The organism is Pseudorhodoferax sp. LjRoot39 (assembly GCF_964253035.1).
GTDB lineage: Bacteria > Pseudomonadota > Gammaproteobacteria > Burkholderiales > Burkholderiaceae_C > Pseudorhodoferax.
The window spans coordinates 354564-370644 of the sequence record NZ_CAXUQL020000001.1; the positions used below are offsets into that span (position 1 = coordinate 354564).

General features: G+C 72.3%; 12 protein-coding genes. 7 read left to right on the top strand and 5 right to left on the bottom strand.

Annotated features, from left to right (window positions below; all coding sequences use genetic code 11):
- Nucleotides 1–8: 8 nt before the first annotated feature.
- A complete protein-coding gene (locus ACSQ4M_RS01680; RefSeq protein ID WP_436187951.1) occupies nucleotides 9–743 on the top strand; it encodes a response regulator in 735 nt (244 codons plus the stop codon).
- A gap of 25 nt (nucleotides 744–768) precedes the next feature.
- On the opposite strand, the gene ACSQ4M_RS01685 is transcribed toward ACSQ4M_RS01680, so the two are convergent.
- Entirely contained in the window at nucleotides 769–2127 is a 1359-nt protein-coding gene (locus ACSQ4M_RS01685) for a hypothetical protein (protein WP_436193951.1), read from the bottom strand.
- Nucleotides 2128–2230: 103 nt separating this feature from the next.
- Between ACSQ4M_RS01685 and ACSQ4M_RS01690 the strand changes: the two genes are divergently transcribed.
- Complete coding sequence (locus tag ACSQ4M_RS01690) at nucleotides 2231–3169, top strand: LysR family transcriptional regulator (protein WP_436187952.1); 939 nt, start codon at nucleotides 2231–2233, stop codon at nucleotides 3167–3169.
- Nucleotides 3166–4113 carry a Bug family tripartite tricarboxylate transporter substrate binding protein gene (locus ACSQ4M_RS01695; protein WP_436187953.1) on the top strand — a complete coding sequence of 316 codons (948 nt, stop codon included), beginning with the start codon at nucleotides 3166–3168 and terminating at the stop codon, nucleotides 4111–4113. The genes ACSQ4M_RS01690 and ACSQ4M_RS01695 overlap by 4 nt, the downstream gene beginning before the upstream one ends.
- Before the next feature lies 1 nt (nucleotide 4114).
- On the opposite strand, the gene ACSQ4M_RS01700 is transcribed toward ACSQ4M_RS01695, so the two are convergent.
- Genes ACSQ4M_RS01700 through ACSQ4M_RS01710 form a run of 3 tightly spaced genes read right to left on the bottom strand, consistent with a single transcriptional unit; the run spans nucleotide 4115 to nucleotide 6874 of the window.
- Nucleotides 4115–5722 (bottom strand): serine hydrolase, encoded by a 1608-nt coding sequence (locus ACSQ4M_RS01700; RefSeq protein ID WP_436187954.1) that lies wholly within the window; start codon nucleotides 5720–5722, stop codon nucleotides 4115–4117.
- On the bottom strand, nucleotides 5719–6408 hold the full coding sequence (locus ACSQ4M_RS01705; RefSeq protein ID WP_436187955.1) for a substrate-binding domain-containing protein: 690 nt from the start codon (nucleotides 6406–6408) through the stop codon (nucleotides 5719–5721). Before ACSQ4M_RS01705 ends, ACSQ4M_RS01700 begins: the two co-directional genes overlap by 4 nt.
- Nucleotides 6409–6457: 49 nt before the next feature.
- On the bottom strand, nucleotides 6458–6874 hold the full coding sequence (locus ACSQ4M_RS01710) for a MarR family winged helix-turn-helix transcriptional regulator (RefSeq protein WP_436187956.1): 417 nt from the start codon (nucleotides 6872–6874) through the stop codon (nucleotides 6458–6460).
- 241 nt (nucleotides 6875–7115) lie between these two features.
- On the opposite strand from ACSQ4M_RS01710, the gene ACSQ4M_RS01715 reads away from it, so the two are divergent.
- Together ACSQ4M_RS01715 and ACSQ4M_RS01720 are read left to right on the top strand one after the other, a co-directional pair.
- Nucleotides 7116–7604 (top strand): tripartite tricarboxylate transporter TctB family protein, encoded by a 489-nt coding sequence (locus ACSQ4M_RS01715; protein WP_436187957.1) that lies wholly within the window; start codon nucleotides 7116–7118, stop codon nucleotides 7602–7604.
- An 8-nt stretch (nucleotides 7605–7612) separates the two neighbouring features.
- Nucleotides 7613–9127: a tripartite tricarboxylate transporter permease gene (locus ACSQ4M_RS01720; RefSeq protein WP_436187958.1), complete on the top strand. Its 1515-nt coding sequence runs from the start codon at nucleotides 7613–7615 to the stop codon at nucleotides 9125–9127.
- Nucleotides 9128–9185: 58 nt separating this feature from the next.
- On the opposite strand, the gene ACSQ4M_RS01725 is transcribed toward ACSQ4M_RS01720, so the two are convergent.
- Nucleotides 9186–11252, bottom strand: coding sequence for a spermidine synthase (locus tag ACSQ4M_RS01725; RefSeq protein ID WP_436187959.1), 2067 nt, complete (start codon nucleotides 11250–11252; stop codon nucleotides 9186–9188).
- A 157-nt stretch (nucleotides 11253–11409) separates the two neighbouring features.
- Between ACSQ4M_RS01725 and ACSQ4M_RS01730 the strand changes: the two genes are divergently transcribed.
- Together ACSQ4M_RS01730 and ACSQ4M_RS01735 are read left to right on the top strand one after the other, a co-directional pair.
- Nucleotides 11410–11628 carry a hypothetical protein gene (locus ACSQ4M_RS01730; RefSeq protein ID WP_436187960.1) on the top strand — a complete coding sequence of 73 codons (219 nt, stop codon included), beginning with the start codon at nucleotides 11410–11412 and terminating at the stop codon, nucleotides 11626–11628.
- Nucleotides 11629–11662: 34 nt separating this feature from the next.
- Complete coding sequence (locus ACSQ4M_RS01735) at nucleotides 11663–15994, top strand: DEAD/DEAH box helicase (RefSeq protein ID WP_436187961.1); 4332 nt, start codon at nucleotides 11663–11665, stop codon at nucleotides 15992–15994.
- Nucleotides 15995–16081 lie beyond the last annotated feature (87 nt).

The window sequence follows — 16081 nt, forward strand, 5'->3', positions numbered from 1 at the left end:
AGCCGCAGATGGAGCCGCTGGACAGCGCCAACCGGCCGCGGCTGCTGGTGGTCGACGACGAAGCCGCGCTGCGCGACGTGCTCGCGCGCTACTTCGTCCACAACAATTTCGACGTGCGTACGGCAGCCGATGCGGGGCAGGCGCGCGCCTTGATCGCCGCCGCGGTGCCCGACCTCGTGCTGGTGGACGTGAACATGCCGGGCGAGAGCGGCCTGTCGCTGGCGCGCTGGCTGCGCGAGACCCATCCGCGCGTGGGCCTGGTCATGCTGACCGGCGCGGCCGATCCGGTGGATCGCATCGTGGGCCTGGAGGTCGGCGCCGACGACTACGTGACCAAGCCCTTCGAGACGCGCGAGCTGCTGGCGCGGCTGCGCAACCTGCTGCGCCGGCTCACGTCCGGCCCCGCGGCGGCACCGGCCCCGAACCCGCGGCGCGCGCGCTTCGGCCTGTGCGAACTCGATCTCGATGCGCGTCGGCTGCTGCGCTGCGACGACGGCAGCGAAGTGCCGTTGTCGGCCACCGAGTTCGACCTGCTGGCGCTGTTCGCGCGGCATCCGAACCGGCCGCTGAACCGCGACCAGATCATGAGCCACGGCCACAACCGCAGCTGGGACGCACTGGACCGCTCGATCGACCTGCGCGTGATGCGGCTGCGCCGCAAGATCGAGCCCAACCCGGACAAGCCCCGCGTGCTCAAGACCGTGCGCAGCGTGGGCTACATGTACGTGCCCGACGGGGAGTGACCCCGGTCACTGTCGTCAGGGCCCTTCACGGACGATCCCGCGGCACCACGCGCGTATCCAGCGCCGCCGGCACGTAGTCCGGCACGAAGCTGCAGCCGGCGCCGAACTGCGCCTCGAAGCCGGGGCACTGCTGGGCGATCTCGGCCGGCGTGGGCTTGGTGCCCTGCTCCACCCAGCGCAGCAGCGCGGCCAGCAGTGCGGGATAGGTCGGATCGCTGATGTAGCTGTGCGTGCCCTCGCGCGTGAAGGTCTGCACCAGGCGCGCGCCGCTGCCGCCGTTCTCCATGGTCTGGCGGAAGTAGGCGTCCAGTTCGACGAAGGCGGTCGGGTCGCTGATCCACTTGGTGCTCAGCACCGGCACCGGGATGCGGCCGGTGGGGTCGGTATCGGCCGCGAAGCGCTGCACGGCCGCGGGGTCGGCGCGGTAGCGCAGCACGCCGGCGTTGAGCGCGGCGTCGTCGGCCGAGCCACTGTAGACCGCGCCGGTGTTGCCGAACGGGCTGGCGCCGCCCGTGCGTTTGGCCACCACGTCCTGGAAGTGGAAGGTGCCCCAGTTCAGGTGGGCCTGGATGGCACTGGCCGGGATGCGGACCACGCGGGCGATGGTGTCGACCTTGGCCTGCTGCGCGGGGGTGCGCTGCGCGGCCGGCAGGTTCAGGCCCAGGCACTCGGCCGTGCGTGCATTGAGGTCGGCCTGCGCCATCGTCACGCCGGCCGGCAGGCCGATGTGGAGCGGGTACTGCGCCTCGCTGGGCCGCGGGTGGTTGTTGCACAGGTACTGGTAGACCACGCGCAGGTCGGTGCGGAAGTCGTACGAGCGCGTGCCGCCGGCCAGCACGCCGCTGGTCAGCAGCACGGCGTCGTAGGGCTGGCTGCCCACGTTGGCGGCCGTGAACATCTCGGCCGCCTTGGCCGCCACGCCCGCGCCCCAGGACTGGCCGTGCAGGATGGTGCGCTGCGGCCGCGCCACATGGTCGCGGAAGATGCGGCGCAGGCGCTCGGTGTCCTCGGCCGCGGCGCGCACTTCCACGCCGCCCTGGCGGAAGGTCGAGCCGGCCCAGGCATAGCCGGCCTTGACCATGATGGCCCAGCGCGTGAGGTCTTCGGTGGCGCGCTCCATGGTGGGCGCGTCCAGGCTGGGGCCGCCGTGCGCGTGCAGCACGAGATGGCCGTTCCAGTCCTGTGGCATGGCGATCAGGTAGTAGGCGCCGGCCGAATCCTGGCCCTGCAGGCAGCGCGCGGTGGCCGGCACGGCCGACGGGCAGGTGGCGGCCTGCGGCGCCGCCTCGTCGGGGCCGTCGTCGCCGCCGCAGGCGCCGAGCAGCAGGCCACCGGCCAGCAGGACGCTCAGGCGGACGAGCGGATGGAACGCGTGGGTGGGCAATGCCATGGTGTCTCCAATGTGTTGTCGCAAGCCGGCGCGATCCTAGGTATCCGCCGCGCAGATGGCAAAGACCCGATCCGTCTCCTCTCGATATGATGAAGATATGGATCTGCGCCAGCTCCGCTACTTCCTGGCCGTGGCCCGGGCCGGCCACATCACGCGCGCGGCCGAGGAGCTGGGCGTGCAGCAGCCGCCGCTGAGCCAGCAGATCAAGGCACTGGAGACCGAGCTGGGCATGCCGCTGTTCCAGCGCCATCCACGCGGCGTGCGCCTGACCGATGCCGGCCAGCGCCTGCAGGACGAGGCCGGCCGCCTGCTGGCCGACTTCGATGCCATGCGCGCGCGCATGCTCTCGCTCAGCGACGGCCGGCACGGCCCGCTGTCGGTCGGCTTCACAAGCTCGGCCGCCGCCCATGCCTTCACGCCCGAGACCCTGCGCGCCTGCCGCAGCCGCTACCCCGGCATCGAGCTGACCGTGCGCGAGAACAACGCCGCCGAGATCACCGATGCCGTGGCTGCCGCGCGGCTGCACTGCGGCTTTCTGCGCGTGCCGGTGTCCGCGCCGCCCGGCGTGGTGCTGCAGCAGCTGCTGAGCGAACCGGCCGTGCTGGCCGTGCCGCGTGGCCATGCGCTGGCGCGGACGGCCGCCTGCGCGGCGCTGCACGACCTGCAGGACCAGCCGCTGGTGCTGGTGCGGCGTCCCGGTGCGCCGGGGCTGTACGCCAACCTGTTGGCCCTGTGCGCCCAACAGGGCGTGCGCGTGCGCATCGCCGCCGAGGTCGAACGCATGATGACCAACCTGAACCTGGTCGCGGCCGGTGCCGGCATCTCGGTGGTGCCGGCGTCCATGCGCGGCGTGCATCCGCACGCCGTCGTCTACCGCGCGCTGGAACCGGCGGCGGGGCTTGACGCACCGCTCACGCTGGCCTGGCGCGAGGCCGACCGCAGCGGGCCCACGGCCACCTTCGTCGCGCTGGTGCAGCGGCTGGCCGCCGCGCACCGCCGCAAGACCCAGCGCAGCCTGGACCGGGCGCCCGCATGACCGCGCGCCGCACGCTGCTGCTGGGCACTGCCGCCGCGCTGTGCGCACCGGCCCGCGCCAGCACGCCCTGGCCCAACCGACCGCTGCGCCTGCTGGTGGCCTACGCGACCGGCGGCGTCAGCGACGACATCACGCGCGTGCTGGCCGAGCGGCTGGCCCAGCGCATCGGCGTGCCGGTGGTGGTGGAGAACCGCGCCGGTGCTGGCGGCGCCCTGGCCATGGCCGCGCTGGCGCGGGCACCGGCCGATGGCCACACGCTGTGCTTCTCGGCCATCACGCCGCTGACGGTGGCGCCGCTGCTGGGCCCGGTGCGCTACGACCCACAGCGCGACATCGCACCCGTGGCCGGCGTGATGTCCACCCCGGTGCTGGTCGTGGCCACGCCCGCGCTGGCCGCGCGCGACCTGCCCGAGGCCCTGGCACGCGCTGGCACCAGCGGCCTGCGCTGGGCCAGTTCGGGCCTGGGCACCACCGGCCACCTGGTCATGGAACAGGTGCGCCGCGCCAGCGGCGTGGCGATCACGCATGTGCCCTACAAGGGCGGCAGCCAGCAGATCAGCGACGCGCTGGGCGGACAGTTCGAGCTGCTGTCCACCAACGTGGGCACGGTGCAGCTGGGCCATGTGCGCAAGGGGCGGCTGCAGGCACTGGCGGTCGGCGCGCCGGCGCGCGTGCCCGTGCTGCCGGCCGTGCAGACGCTGGCCGAGGCCGGCTTCCCAGGCGCCAACCTGTGGTCGCTGTTCGGCCTGTTCGCACCGGGCGACACACCGACCGACCTGCGCGAGCAGATCAACACCGAGGTCAACGCCGTGCTGGCCGAGCCGGAGCTGCAGGAACGGCTGACGGCCGTGAACAACCTGCCGCTGCTGGACAGCCCGCGCGGCTTCGCGCAGCGCATCGCGCAGGAGGCGGTGGTGCACAGGGAGCTGCTGCAGCAGCGTTGAGTCAGGGAATCGCGTCGATGCGTTCGGCGCGGTGCTCGCCGTTCTGATGCAGTACCAGCGCGTCGATGCGGCCATCGGCATCGCGCACGAACTGCAACTCCGCCGGCACCACTTCGTAGAAGTAGCGGTCGCGCTGGCCCGGCCGCGCGAACACCGGGAAGGCCGGCTGCTGCGCCAGCCGCGCGACCAGCTGGCCGGGCTCGGCACGGATGCTGAACTCCGCGCCATTGGGCAGGCGGTAACGGCCCACGGCATCGGCCAGGTCGGCCTGCGCGGGGATGGCCATGCCCACCGCGCGTGCGCTGCGCAGTGCACGCTGCTCCGTGCCGCCCTGCTGCACCCTGAGTTGTGCCGGCTCGGCCTGGGCATCGAACTGCAGCAGCAGGCCGCGCTCGGGCCGCGCGAAGCGGCCCGCCCCGACGGGCACCAGCGGCGCGAAGCCCAGCCGGCCGCCCCGCGCATACAGCTGGCCTTCATGCAACAGCACACGGAACAGCGTGCCGTCGCCGCTGCGGTACTCGCCGACCAGGGGTGCCAGCTGGGCCGGCGCCGCGGCGACGGGTTCGGAGGGTACCGGGAACAGCGCCGCCAGCACGCGGCCACGCAGCGTGGGCAGGGCCGCACGTGCATTGCTGGCGCTGGCCACCAGCACCTGCCGACCTTCGGGCATCAGCATCCACAGCGTGCGGTAGCCGCCGGTCAGTCCGTCGTGCAGGTACACGCGGCGCTCCGGCGGACCCAGGATCAGGATGCCGTAGCCGATCTCGCCGCCCGCGTAGCGGCCCAGCGGTGTCAGAAGGCGTTCGGCCGCGGGCCCGAGCGGCCCCTCGCGGCCGGCCAGCAGGGCCTGGCCGAAGCGCAACAGGTCGGCCGTGCTGGAGCGCAGCGCGCCGGCACCGGCGTAGGCATCCATGTCCCACAGCGGCGCCGCGGCTTCGCCCTCGAAAGCCGGCAGCATGCGCGCGCGCTGCGTGGCATCCAGCGTCTGCACCGTGTCGTGCAGGCCCAGCGGCACGGCGATGCGTTCGCGCACCAGCGTCTCCCAGGGCTGGCCGTGGTGCAGCGCCAGCAGGTTGCCGAGCAGCGCCAGCCCCAAGTTGCTGTAGCGCGGCGCGCAGGGCGGCTGGCCGGCCAGCACCAGTTGCGGCAATGCGTCCCAGAGCTGCGTGGGCGTCAGCGTGCGGATCTCGGCCACCGCGTCGGGGCCGTCGGCCGCCAGCGTGCGCGGCAGGCAGGCGCTGTGCGTGACCAGCTGGCGCAGCGTGAGCGCGGCCACGGGCGTGCCCTGCGTCTGGCGCGGCAGGCGCTGGCCCAGCGTATCGTCGAGCGACAGCTCGCCGCGCTCCACAGCCTGGGCCAGCAGCAGGCCCGTGAACACCTTGCTGACCGAGCCGATCTCGAAGAGTGCGGTATCGGCATCGACGGCGCGCTCGGGCTGGCTGGCGCTGCCGCGCAGAACCTGCGCACCGCGCGCGACCGCGACGACGGCGGCGCCGCGCTCACCGCCCAGCAGCTGCCCGGCCAGACGGTCCGGGTCGGGCAGCTCCGGCAGCGGTTTCGCCAGCGCCGCGCCGGTGCACAGCGCGAGCCACCAGGCCCGCAACCTCAAGCCGGCTCCATGCCCTGGCGCTGCTTGGCCGCGGCCGCGGCCGGCGCGGCGAAGAAGGCCAGCAGCGCACGCGCGGCGTCCGGCTGGCTGGCCGTGGCCGCGATGCCACCCGAGAACACGGTGGTGATCTGCACGGCAGGCGGCAGCGGGCCCAGCAGGTCAATGCCCTGCAGGTGGATCAGCTCGGCCAGTTGCTGGAAGCCGAGCGTCGCCTCGCCCTTGGCCACGAGCGAGCCGACGGGCACGCCGGGCGGGGCCTGCACGGTGCGGCTCCTCAGCTCTTCGGCCACGCCCCAGCGCTCGAACAGCTTGACCAGTTGCACACCGCTCGGGCCGGTGGAATAGCTGATGATGGGCGCGGCCAACACGGCGGCCTTCACGGCCTCCTCGCTGCCAATGTCCGGACGCGGCGCGCCGGCGCGCACGGCCACGGCCACGCCCGAACGCACGATGTCCACACGGCTGCCGGCGTGCACAGCGCCGCCAGCGATGAGCTTGTCGATGGCGTCCTGCGCCAGCATCACGAGGTCGAAGGGCTCGCCGGCCTGCACGCGCTTGGCGGCATCCACGCCGCCCACCGATTCGAGCGCGATGTCCACCGCATGGTCTTTCTGGTAGAGCGCGACGAGTTCGGCCAGCACCTGCTTGGTGGCCATCGAGGAAATGATCTTGAGCGTGGAGGCCATGGGCCCGTCTCCTGCAGGAAGGGTGTTGACGGGGCGGATTATCGGAGCGTCAACCGCGGATCTTCGCCGCGATGCGCACGGCCTCGTTGAGCGTGGTCAGCTGCTCGGCATGCAGCGCGGCAAGCCGGGCCAGCTTCTGGCGGCCAGCCGGCAGCAGATGCACCTCGACCTGGCGCCGGTCCGTGGCGCTCGCATGGCGCTCGACGAGGCCAGCCTCCTCGCAACGCGTGACCAGCGCCACCACGCCGTGCGGCTGCGCCTGCAGGCAGTCTGCCAGCTCACCGATGGTGGCCCATTCGCGGCCGGCGAAGCCCTGCGTGTGCAGCAGCAACTGGTACTGCAGCGCCGTGATGCCCTCGGCGCGCGCGGCGTCCTCGCTGAAGCGCAGGAAGCGGCGCAACTGGTAGCGAAAGTCGGACAGCGCCTCGTAGCGCTGCTTGTCGGTTGCCCCCTTGCGGTCGGCCATGGCGATCCTCGTCCTCTTCTTTGTCCTGAAATATTAGCAGTGCAAGTCGTACGGAAATCGGTAGAAGCCCCGGGTCGGGTGTACGTGGAATTACTCATGCTGTGATGCAGTTCACCTCATAACATGATGTATCTGACTGGAACCTGACCTCACGGGTCGCCCGGTTCCCGCCGTGGTGCCGCAGCCCTCTCGCCAGTGCAGGCTGCGCCCGTCCTTCCATCCATTTCCACCCGTCTCACGCATGCAGATCAAAAGTCGCAAGGACTTCGTGTCCGGATTGATGTTCATGGGCTTCGGCGCCGCCTTCTCGCTGGGCGCCTTCAACTACACCGTCGGCAGTGCCGCGCGCATGGGCCCGGGCTACTTTCCGATGCTGCTGGGGGCGCTGCTGGCCGGCATGGGCGCGTTCGTGTTGCTGGGCTCGCTGCGCTCGCAGCGCACGGACGGCGGCCGGATCGGCGCCATCGCCTGGAAGCCGCTGCTCTACATCGTCGGCGCCAACCTGGCCTTCGGCGTGCTGCTGGGCGGCGTGCCCTCGCTGGGCATCCCGGCCATGGGGCTGATCGCGGCGATCTTCGCGGCGGTGATCATCTCCAGCATGGCGGGCAGCCGCTATGTGTTCCGCGGCTCGCTGATCCTGGCAGTGATCCTGGCCATCGGCAGCTACCTGACCTTCGTGATGGGGCTGAGCCTGCAGTTCCAGGTCTGGCCTTCCTTCATCACCGGCTGAGGACCACCATGGAACTGCTCGACCATCTCTCGCTCGGCTTCAGCGCGGCCTTCACGCTGCAGAACCTGCTCTACGCCTTCATCGGCTGCCTGCTGGGCACGCTGATCGGCGTGCTGCCCGGCGTCGGCCCCGTGGCCACCATCGCCATGCTGCTGCCCGCCACCTACGCCCTGCCCCCGGTGGCAGCGCTGATCATGCTGGCCGGCATCTACTACGGCTCGCAGTACGGCGGCTCGACCACCGCCATCCTGGTCAACCTGCCCGGTGAATCATCCTCGGTCGTCACCGTGATCGACGGCCACCAGATGGCCAAGAAGGGGCGTGGTGGCGCCGCGCTCGCGGCCGCCGGCATCGGCTCGTTCTTCGCGGGCAGCGTGGCCACGCTGGTGCTGGCCGCCTTCGCGCCGCCGCTGACCGAGATCGCCTTCAAGTTCGGCCCGGCCGAGTACTTCTCGCTGATGGTGCTGGGCCTGATCGGCGCCGTGGTGCTGGCCTCGGGCTCGCTGCTCAAGGCCATCAGCATGATCGTGCTGGGCCTACTGTTCGGCCTGGTCGGCACCGACGTGAACTCCGGCGTGGCGCGCTACAGCTTCGACATCCCGGAACTGACCGATGGCATCAGCTTCATCGCGATCGCCATGGGCGTGTTCGGCTACGGCGAGATCATAGCCAACCTCGGCAAGCCCGAGGAGGAGCGCGAGGTCTTCACGGCCGATGTGAAGGGCCTGTTCCCGACCAAGGAGGACTGGAAGCACATGGTGCCGGCGATCCTGCGCGGCACGGCGCTGGGCAGCTCCATGGGCATCCTGCCCGGCGGCGGCTCGCTGCTGTCGGCCTTCGCCTCGTACGCGCTGGAGAAGAAGCTCAAGCTGCGCTCCGGCGAGGTGCCGTTCGGCGAAGGCAACATCCGCGGCGTGGCCGGGCCCGAATCGGCCAACAACGCCGGTGCGCAGACCTCCTTCATCCCGCTGCTGACACTGGGCATCCCCGGCAACGCCGTGATGGCGCTGATGGTGGGCGCGATGACCATCCACAACATCCAGCCCGGCCCGCAGGTCATGACCAGCAACCCCGAGCTGTTCTGGGGCCTGATCGCCTCGATGTGGATCGGCAACGCGATGCTGATCATCCTGAACCTGCCGCTGATCGGCATCTGGATCAAGCTGCTGTCCGTGCCCTACCACTGGCTGTTCCCGGCCATCGTGCTGTTCTGCGCGATCGGGGTGTACTCGACCAACAACAACACCTTCGACGTCTGGATGCTGGGCTGGTTCGGCATCCTGGGCTACATCTTCCACAAGCTCGAATGCGAGCCGGCGCCGCTGCTGCTCGGCCTGATCCTGGGGCCGATGATGGAAGAGAACCTGCGCCGCGCGCTGCTGCTCTCGCGCGGCGACTGGGGCGTGTTCGTCACGCGGCCGATCTCGGCGGCCCTGCTGATCGGTGCGGTGCTGCTGCTGGCCATCGTGCTGCTGCCGGCGGTGCGCAGCAAGCGGGAGGAAGCCTTCGTCGAGGAAGGTTGACCGCACCGCCACCCCTGCCGGCCCGGCTCTCCTTCGGGGGGGCCGGGCCTTCTTGCGTTCAGAACTTGAGCGTCTTGAACAGGTTGTTGTACTGGTCCGTCCACAGCGGGGCCCCGGGCGTGGGCGGCAACAGCCAGCCGGCCTCCTGCAGGCGGTCGGGGATGCTGCGGCCGACCAGCACCCAGCTCGTGAAGCTCAGGTGGTCCTCGACCGGGCTGTCGTCGACCTGCCAGGCCTGAAGGCCATGGGCCTGCGCCAGCTGCGCCACCACGGGCGAGAGGTCCAGGTAGCGGTTGGAAATGTGGAAGGCCACCAGCCCGCCGGGTTTGAGGTGCGCCAGGTACACGCCCAGCGCCTCGCGCGTGAGCAGGTGCACCGGGATCGAGTCGCTGGAGAACGCATCGACCGCGATCACGTCGTAGCCGCCCGGCTGGCCTTCGGCCAGCTCGCGCTCCATCGACAGGCGCGCATCGCCCAGCCGCATCTGCGGCGCGGTGGGCGCATCGGCGATGTAGCGGAACCAGCGCCGCGCGGCCTCGACCACCTGGGCGTCGAGCTCGTAGACGACGTAGTCGTCACCCGCCCGCGCATAGCTCAGCAGCGTGCCGGTGCCCAGGCCCACCGAGCCCACGCGCAGCGGCCCGGCCTCGCCCTTGGTGGCCAGCAGGCGGCCGATGCCGCTGGTCTCGCCGTAGTAGCTGGTCGGCCAGCGGCGCCGGTCGTCGGCCGTGTACTGCTCGCCATGCATGATGGTGCCGTGCAGCAGGCGGCGCACTTCCTCCTCGCCGCTGCCGGCCTGGGTCACGCGCAGCATGCCGTAGGTGTTGCGCACGCTGGCGATGCTGCCCTGGTGCAGCGCGCGCACGTATTGCAGCCCGTACCAGCTGACGCCGCCCACGGCCGCCAGCGCCGCTGCCAGCGGCAGCGCGCGCAACGACCAGCGGCCCAGACCTGCGCGCCAGCCGGCCAGCAGGCCGACCAGCGTGGTGGCCAGCAGCAGGCCCGGCAGTTCCCAGTAGGCCGTCAGCACACGCGGCGCGGCCAGGCCCACGCCCAGGCCGCCGATGGCGCCGCCCAGCGCCATGCACAGGTAAAAGCGCGTGAGGTGCTGCGGCGCCGGCCGCAACGCCGCCATCTCGCCATGGCAGACCATGCAGACCAGGAACAGCCCACTGGCGAACAGCGGGATCGCGATGCGGATGTGCAGCACGCCGTTGCTGGCCGACAGCGCCCAGGCCATGGCCACGGTCACGGCCAGGGTGGGCAGCAGCCAGAGCCGGCGCGCCACCGGCCCCAGGTACCAGCCGCGCCCGCCGCGGCCTTCGAACACCAGCATGAAGGACAGCAGGTACAGCGCCAGCGGCACGATCCACAGGAAGGGGATGGAGGCCACGTTCTGTGTCATGTGCGTGGTCACCGCGAGCAGCAGCGCCGAAGGCAGCATGGCCAGCAGTGTCCACACCGCGTGCAGGCCCAGGCCTGGCACGGGCTCGGTGGCCGGCGTGGCAGGGTTCTGCGCAGCCGGCGCCCCGGCCCCGGTGGCACGCCAGGCCACACCGGCGCACGCCAGCGCGAACACCCCATAGGCCACGCTCCAGGCGCGCGACTGGATGCCGCTGTCGAACCAGGGCTCCACCAGAAAGGGGTAGGCCAGCAGGGCCGCCAGCGAGCCCGCGTTGGACCAGGCGAACAGCCGGTAGACCTGGCGCTGCTGCCCGGGCGCCACGGCCTGGCTGAGCCAGCGCTGCAGCAGCGGCGAGGTGGCGGCCAGCGACATGTAGGGCAGGCCCACCGTGACCACCAGCAGTGCCAGGATGCCGCGGGCGGCGTCGGCCTCGCCGGCCGGCTTGAACACGACGTCGGGCACGATGGGCAGGGTCAGCAGTGCGGCGGCCAGCAGGGTCAGGTGCACCACGCGCTGCATGCGCGGCGGCCGCGCCTGCAACCAGTGGGCGTAGAGGTAGCCGGCCAGCAGCGCGCACTGGAAGAACACCATGCTGACCGTCCACACCGCCGAGCTGCCGCCAAACCAGGGCAGGATCTGCTTGGCCAGGATGGGCTGCACGAGGAACAGCAGGAAGCTGGAAAGGACGATGGTGGCGCCGCTGGCGAGAGTGATGAGCATCGGGAGTCCTGGCTGCGAGGTCGGCGCATTCTGCACAGACGGCCGCCGCCGTGCCGTAGGAGAACACCCACGGCCGGAACGCCTGTCATCCGCTGGCGGGCCGGCGTGCGCCGCCCGATGCTGTGCGGCACGGACATGGTGTCCACGGGAGTCGCGCATGGCACAACAAGCACAGATCACAGGCAAGGTGGAGTACCGCGAGGGCGACGGCCCGCTGATCCCTATCCGCAAGGGGCCGGTCGAGGTCACGGTCACCGACCTGGACGCCACCCTGAGCTGGCAGGACGAGGGCGGCGAGGTGCGCAGCAGCACGGCCATGCCCATCGCCGACTTCAAACGCTACCTGGCCGAAGGGGCGATCCGGCTGGCCGGCTGACGCCGCGCGGCGCGCGGGCCACAATCTCCGGCCCATGTCCCTGCGCGCCTTCCACCCTGCCGTCGCGGCCTGGTTCCGCCAGGCGTTCCGGCGCGCCACGCCGGCCCAGCGCGCGGCCTGGCCCAGCATCCGCGCCGGCCGCCACACGCTGGTGGCGGCACCCACGGGCTCGGGCAAGACGCTGACAGCCTTCCTCGCCGCGCTCGACGACCTGGTGCGCCAGGGCCTGTCGCCGGCGGGGCTGGCGGATGGCACGCAGGTGGTCTACGTCTCGCCGCTCAAGGCGCTGTCCAACGACATCGCGCTGAACCTGATGGCGCCCTTGGACGGCATCCGCGCCGAACTGGCCGCACGCGGCCTGCCCGAGCCGGCCATCCGCGTGGCCGTGCGCACGGGCGACACCCCGGCGCGCGAACGCGCGCAGAGCATCCGCCAACCGCCGCACATCCTGGTCACGACACCCGAGTCGCTCTACGTGCTGCTGGGCTCGGCCTCGGGCCGCCGCATGCTGGGCGGCGTGCGCACCGTCATCGTCGACGAGATCCATGCGCTGGCTGCCAACAAGCGTGGCAGCCATCTCGCGCTCTCACTGGAACGGCTGCAGCGGCTGACCGACAGGCCTCTCACGCGCATCGGCCTGTCGGCCACGCAAAAGCCCATCGAGGAGGTGGCGCGCTTTCTGGTCGGTGCGGCAGCCGTCGATACCCAGGGCCGGACCGACTGCGCCATCGTCGACATCGGCTACGCCAAGCGCCGCGACCTGGCGCTGGAGCTGCCGCCCACGCCGCTGGCCGCCGTGATGTCGAACGCACAGTGGGAGCAGGTCTACGGCCGCGTGGCCGAACTCGCGCTCGCGCACCGCACCACGCTGGTCTTCGTCAACACGCGGCGCATGGCCGAGCGCGCCACGCGGCACCTGGCCGAGCGGCTCGGCAAGCAGGCCGTGGCCGCCCACCACGGCAGCCTGTCGCGCGAGCTGCGGCTCAACGCCGAGCAGCGCCTCAAGCGCGGCGAACTCAAGCTGCTGGTGGCCACCGCCTCGCTGGAACTGGGCCTGGACATCGGCGAGGTCGACCTGGTCTGCCAACTCGGCTCGCCGCGCGCCATCTCCACCTTCCTGCAACGCGCGGGCCGCTCCGGCCATGCGGTTGGTGGCGTGCCCAAGGCACGGCTATTCCCGCAGTCGCAGGGCGAACTGCTGGAATGCGCGGCGCTGCTGGACTGCGTGCGCCGCGGCGAGCTCGACAGCTTGTCCATCGTGCCGCAGCCGCTGGACGTGCTGGCCCAGCAGATCGTGGCCGAGACGGCCTGCCAGGAGTGGCACGAGGACGCGCTCTACGCACTGGTCTGCCGCGCCTGGCCCTATGCGGGCCTGGCGCGCGCCGACTTCGACGCCGTGGTGCGCATGCTGGCCGAGGGCACCAGCACGCGCCAGGGCCAGCGCGGCAGCTACGTGCACCGCGACGCCGTGCACCAGCTCTTGCGCGAGCGCAAGGGCGCGCGCATGACGGCGCTGACCTCGGGCGGCACCATCCCCGACGCGGGCGACTACGCTGTGCTGCTGGAGCCGCAAGCCCAGACCATCGGCAACGTCAACGAGGACTTCGCCGTCGAGAGCCTGGCCGGCGACGTGTTCCAGCTCGGCAACACCAGCTACCGCATCCTCAAGATCGAGCCAGGCCGCGTGCGCGTGGAGGACGCCCAGGGCGCCGCGCCCAACATCCCGTTCTGGCTCGGCGAGGCGCCGGGCCGCAGCGATGCGCTGTCGCTGGGCGTCTCGCGGCTGCGCGCCGAACTCGCGCAGCGGCTGCGGCCCGACCCGGCCGCGGCGCGTGACTGGCTGCAACGGGAACTCGCGCTGGATGAAGACGCCGCCCGGCAGTTGATCGACCCGCTGGACCGCGCGCTGGCGGTGCTGGGCGCGCTGCCCACCCAGCAGTGCGTGGTGCTGGAGCGCTTCTTCGACGCCTCCGGCGGCATGCAGCTGGTGCTGCACGCACCTTTCGGCAGCCGGCTCAACCGCGCCTGGGGCCTGGCGCTGCGCAAACGCTTTTGCCGCAGCTTCAACTTCGAGCTGCAGGCCGCAGCCACGGACGACGCCATCGTGCTGTCCCTCTCGACCAGCCACAGCTTTGCACTCGAGGAAGTGGCCCGCTATCTCCATCCGGCCACGGCGCTGGACGTGCTGGTGCAGGCCGTGCTGGACGCCCCGCTGTTCGGCGTGCGCTGGCGCTGGAACGCCACCACGGCGCTGGCGCTGCCGCGCTTCGCGGGTGGGCGCCGCGTCGCGCCGCAGTTGCAGCGCATGAAGTCCGAGGACCTGCTGGCCGCCGTCTTCCCCGACCAGGTGGCCTGCGCCGAGAACCTGCAGGGCCCGCGCGAGGTGCCCGACCACCCGCTCGTGGCGCAGACCCTGCACGACTGCCTGCACGAGGCCATGGACAGCACGGGCTGGCTGCGCGTGCTGCAGGGCATCTTCGATGGCAGCGTGGCCGTGGTCGCGCGCGACCTGCCTGCCCCCTCGCCGCTGGCGGCCGAGGCCTTGAACGCCAAGCCCTATGCCTTCCTCGACGACGCACCGCTGGAGGAGCGCCGCACCCAGGCCGTGCAGAACCGGCGCTACGCCGACCCCGGGAGCGGCGACACGCTGGGCCAGCTCGATCCCGGCGCCATCGCCAGCGTGCGCGAACAGGCCTGGCCGCAGGCGCGCACGGCCGACGAACTGCACGAGGCGCTCTGCGGCCTGGGCGTGTTGACCGAGGATGAAGTCGCCGGTGCCGCACACTGGCCCGGCCTGCTGGACAAGCTCGTGGCGGCCGGGCGCGCCACGCGGCTCGTGCTGGACGATGGCGCAGGCCTGTGGGTCGCGGCCGAGCGGCTGGCGCTGCTGCAGCAGCTGCATCCGCTGGGCCGGCCCCAGCCGCCGCTGGCGTGGGTGCCAGCCAGCGAAGCCGTGGGGCCGGAAGACGCCGCCATCGCCCTGCTGCGCATGCGCCTGTCCGGCCTGGGCCCGGTCACGCCGGCCCGGCTGGCGGCCGGCTTGCAGCTGCCACCCGCCACCGTGCAGGCCGCCCTGGCCGCGCTGCAGCGTGAGGGCTCGGCCATGCAGGGCGTCTTCACGCCCGGCGCGCCCGATCCCGAATGGTGCGAGCGCCACCTGCTCGCGCGCATCCACCGCTACACCCTGCACCAGCTGCGGCGCGAAATCGAACCCGTGGAACCGCGCGACTTCATGCGCTTCCTGTTCGACTGGCAGCACGTCGGCGCGGCCAGCCGCATGCGCGGCCCCGAGGCGCTGGGTGGCCTGCTGGCCCAGTTGGAAGGCTACGAGGCGCCGGCCGCGGCCTGGGAGGCCGAGCTGCTGCCCGCGCGGCTGGCCGACTACAACAGCGGCTGGCTGGACGAACTCACGACCGCGGGCCGCAGCCTGTGGGCCCGGCTTCGCCCGGCCGACCCGGGCGGCCGCGGCGGCGGCGCCGTGGCCCTGCGCGCCGCGCCCGTCGTGCTGCTGCCGCGCCGCCATGCCGGCACCTGGACGCAACTGGCGCCGGCCCCGGCCGACGAGACCCAGGCCAGCGGCCGAGCGCGCCGCGTGCTGGACTGGCTGGCCACGCACGGCGCCTCGTTCTTCGACGAGATCGAGGTGGGCGCGCGACTGCTGCCGGCGGAGCTCGAGGACGCGCTGGCCGAACTCGTCGCCCATGGCCAGGTGCATTGCGACAGCACGGCCGGCCTGCGCGCGCTGATGCTGCCGGCCGCCAAGCGCAATGCCCCCGCGCGCCGGCGCCGCGGCGTGGCGCTGTTCGGCGTGCAGGACGCCGGCCGCTGGACCCTGGTGCGGCGCCCCGTGGTCGAACCCACGCCCGCCGCCCAGGCCGAGGCGCTGGAGCATGTCGCCCACGCCCTGCTGCGCCGCTACGGCGTGGTCTGCTGGAACCTGCTGGAGCGCGAGGCGCCCTGGCTGCCGCGCTGGCGCGACCTGGTACGCGTGTACCGGCGGCTGGAGGCGCGCGGCGAACTGCGCGGCGGCCGCTTCATCGCCGGCGTGGCGGGCGAGCAGTTCGCGCTGCCCGAGGCCATCGCCGCGCTGCGCCAGACGCGGCGCCAGGCCCACGACGGGCAGCTGGTCTGCCTGGCCGCCAGCGACCCGGCCAACCTGCTGGGGAGCATCCTGCCCGGCAGCCGGGTGCCGCGCCAGGCCGGTGCGCGCGTGCTGTACCGCGACGGCGTGGCGATTGCCAGCTGGACGGCCGGCCGCATGGAGGCCCTGGTGGCACTCGCGCCGGCCGAGCAGGCCGAGGCTGCGCGCGTGCTGGGCCAGTTGCCGGCGCCACGCCCGCCGACCGTCCTGTCCGCGTCCGGCTGAAGCAGCCCATCCACGACCCTCATCGGCGCCCCCGAGCCTCGGGCCTCATGGAGCCGCACGGCCTGGGATGTGCTGCGCCACGCCTGC